The sequence below is a fragment of the Thauera phenylacetica B4P genome (assembly GCF_000310225.1).
GTDB lineage: Bacteria > Pseudomonadota > Gammaproteobacteria > Burkholderiales > Rhodocyclaceae > Thauera > Thauera phenylacetica.
Genome location: NZ_AMXF01000338.1, coordinates 1 through 3,222 on the forward strand (window position 1 = coordinate 1; position 3,222 = coordinate 3,222).

Consider the following 3,222-nt stretch of genomic DNA (forward strand, 5'->3'; position numbering starts at 1 on the left):
CGCTTCGCGCCTCGCCCGTCGGGCCCCCTCGTGCGTCTGGGTACCCTGCTCGCGCGCCTGGCCCGCCGCGCGCGCGGGCTCTCCGGGGCTTAGCGACCCGATTGCGGTGGCGTCCGCCGCGCCGCGGCCGCAGCGGCGGCCAGGCTCGCAGCCTCCGCGTCCGTCACGGGCGCGCTCGCCATCGTGCCGGGCGAGGCCTCGGGAGCATGCGCCGGCGTGCTCTGCAGCAAGGCCTCGCGGCCGTCCGCGATGCTGCGGATGTGCACATCCATCTGGTTGAAGGCGATCTCGATGCCGGCCTCGCGGAAGCGGCGGTCGATCTCGCGGTTGATCTCGTCGATCGCGGCGTTGCGGTCGCCGAGCTCGCGCACGTGCACGCGCAGCTCGTGGTCGAGCGTGCTGGCCCCGAAGGTGAGGAAGAACAGCAGCGGCTCCGGGTCGGTGAGTACGCGCGGGTTGTCGGCGGCGATCGCGAGCAGCAGCCTGCGGGTCGTCTCCAGGTCGGCGCCGTAGGCCACGCCGAGCTTGATCGTCACCCGCGTCACCGTGTCGGTGAGCGACCAGTTGGTGAGCTGGCCGGTGATGAAGGCCTTGTTGGGCACGATCATCTCCTTGCGGTCGAAGTCGGTGATCGTGGTGGCGCGGATCTGGATGCGGCTCACCGTGCCCGAGACGTTGCCGATCGTCACCGTGTCGCCGATGCGCAGCGGGCGCTCGAACAGGATGATGAGGCCGGAGACGAAGTTGGCGAAGATCTCCTGCAGGCCGAAGCCCAGGCCCACCGACAGCGCCGCCACCAGCCACTGCAGCTTGTCCCAGCTCACCCCGAGGGTGCCGAGCGTGGAGGCGATGCCGACGCCGACGATCACGTAGGACAGCAGCGTGGTGATCGCGTACGCGCTGCCCTGGGCGAGCTTGAGCCGCGACAGCACCAGCACCTCGAGCAGGCCCGGCAGGTTGGTGGCGAGCATGAAGGCGATCGCCGCGATCACCAGCGCGCCGAGCAGGTCGGCGAGGCTGATCGGCACCACGCCGGCGGTCTCGCCGCTGCCGCTCGTGTACTCGTACAGGGTGATGTTGTCGAGGTAGGACACCACCGTCAGCAGGTCGGCCCACACCCAGTACAGCGCCACCGCGAGCCCGGACAGCAGGGTGAGGTGGAGCAGGCGCAGCGACTGCTGGTTGATGCGCGCGATGTCGAGCATCGGGACCTCGGCGATCGCCGCGGGCTCGCTGTCGGCGCCGGCACGGCCCTCGCGCTCGGCGGCCTCGCGGCGCGCGACCGCGCGCTGGTGGTCGATGCGGTGCGCCGCTACGCCGAGCGCGCGCACCAGCAAGCCCTCGGCCAGCCGCCACAGGATGAGCACGTAGAGGGTGTCGACCAGGCGGCCGGTGAGCTTGAGCGCGGTGTAGTAGTAGCCCATCGCCAGCGCGCCGATGAGCGCGAGCGGCATCAGCCCGAGCGCCAGTCCCACGAACACGCGCAGCGGCGAGGGGCGATCCTCGAGGCGGGTGTGCAGCAGGCCGCGCACCAGCAGCCAGGCCATGGTCGCGTAGCCGACGAGCAGGATCAGGATGCCGAGCACGTCGCTGCCCAGGCTCTCGGGCTGGCGCTCGGCGACCGCGACCACGGCGACCACCGCCACCACCACCAGGCCGAGCTTGCGCAGGTTGCGGTGCATCGCACGCACGCGCTCGACCGGCCACTGGAAGTGGCGTTCGGCCACCCCGCCGGGGGTGAGCAGGCGGTGCGCGGTGTGGAACACCAGCCAGGCCTGCGCCATCTGCATCAGCGCCGCGCCCAGGGCCGCATTCTGCCCGCGCGCATCCATCTGCAGCGCGATGCCGCCGAGCGCGAGCAGCAGGCTCACCGGCAGCGTCAGCAGCAGGTTGAGCAGGATCGCCAGCGGGGTGTGGCGCTGGCTGTCGCGGCGCACGTAGCCGATGTCGGCGTGCAGGCTGTTGAGCTTTTCGCGCATCCAGCGCCGGCGCGCGAACAGCCCGAGGCTCACCAGCAGCACCGGCAGGAACAGGAAGGGCCGCGCCTGCAGGCCCGCCCACAGCTCGTCGATGGCCGAGCCCCACGGGATCGCGCCGAACTGCTGGGCGAGCGCGCCCGGCACCGCCTGCAGCCAGGCGAGGTCGAGCGGGCGGTTGCTCGGGATCCAGAACATCTGCTTGTCGAGCGTGGCGCGCAGGCGGTCGGCGCTGACCAGCAGCTGGCGCTCGGCGAGCTGCAGGGTGATCGACTGGGCGAGCACCGCGTTGAGCTCGCGGTTGAGGCGCTCGAGTAGCTCGCCGCGGGTGGCGAGCAGGGCGAGGAGCGGCTCGCGCAGCGTCGGATCGGCCTCGCCCGCCGGGGCCCCGGCGAGCAGGCGCTCGGCGTGGGCGGCCGGGTTGGTGAGCTGCTCGCGCTGCTTGTTGATCTCGAACTGATAGAGGCGGATGTCGGCGATCTGGTCGGCGAGGCCGGCATCGGCCACCGGTGCGGGCAGCGCCCGGCGCTGCTCGAGCAGGATGCGCGACAGCAGGACGCTGCCCTGCAGCACGCCGATCTGCTCGTCGATCACCGCGGTGCTGCGATTGATCGCGTCGAGCTGCTGGCTGACCTTCTGGTTGCGTCGGGTCAGGGTGTCGAGATGCGCGGTGGCGCGCAGCAGGTACTGGGACAGCTCTTCGTTGGTCGCGGCCTCGCGCGCGAGCAGGCCGTCTCCGCGCGTGTCCGCGCGCACGTCGGCGAGCGCCTGCACGGTCTGCTCGGCCTGGCTGGCGCGCTGGCGGCTGATCGCGTCCTGCAGGACGTGTGCCGCCTCCTCGAGGCCGGCGACCTGCAGGCGGGCGAGCTCCTGGCGGGCGAGGCCGAGGTCGATCAGGGCGCTGTTGGCGGCGAGCTCCTTGCGGCGCAGCGCGAGCTGTGCGTCGAGCGCATGCCATTCGGCGGCGAGCGCGTCGCGACGCTCCGGACCCAGGGGCCGGCTGTCGCGTCCGGCCTCGCGCCCGCTCGCGAGCATGGCCTCGATCGCCGCCATGCGCACCTGGCCGGCGCTGATCTCGGTCTGCGCGCGTTCGGGGCCGGTGCGCGCGCCGACGAGCAGGCCATCGGCCTCGTCGAGGCGTCTGCGCCAGTCGGCAAGCGCGGCCTCCTGGGTGGCGAGGCGCTCTTCCAGGCGTGCGAGCGGGGTGTCGGCCGCGGGCGCCGCGACCGGCGCGGCGGCGGGCAGC

At 72.7% G+C, this 3,222-nt stretch carries 1 protein-coding gene; it reads right to left on the bottom strand.

The window, feature by feature from the left end:
- Nucleotides 1–89: 89 nt before the first annotated feature.
- On the bottom strand, nt 90–3,222 hold a 3,133-nt coding region (gene mscK / locus C667_RS21530), incomplete at its 5' end, for a mechanosensitive channel MscK (RefSeq protein WP_051174711.1).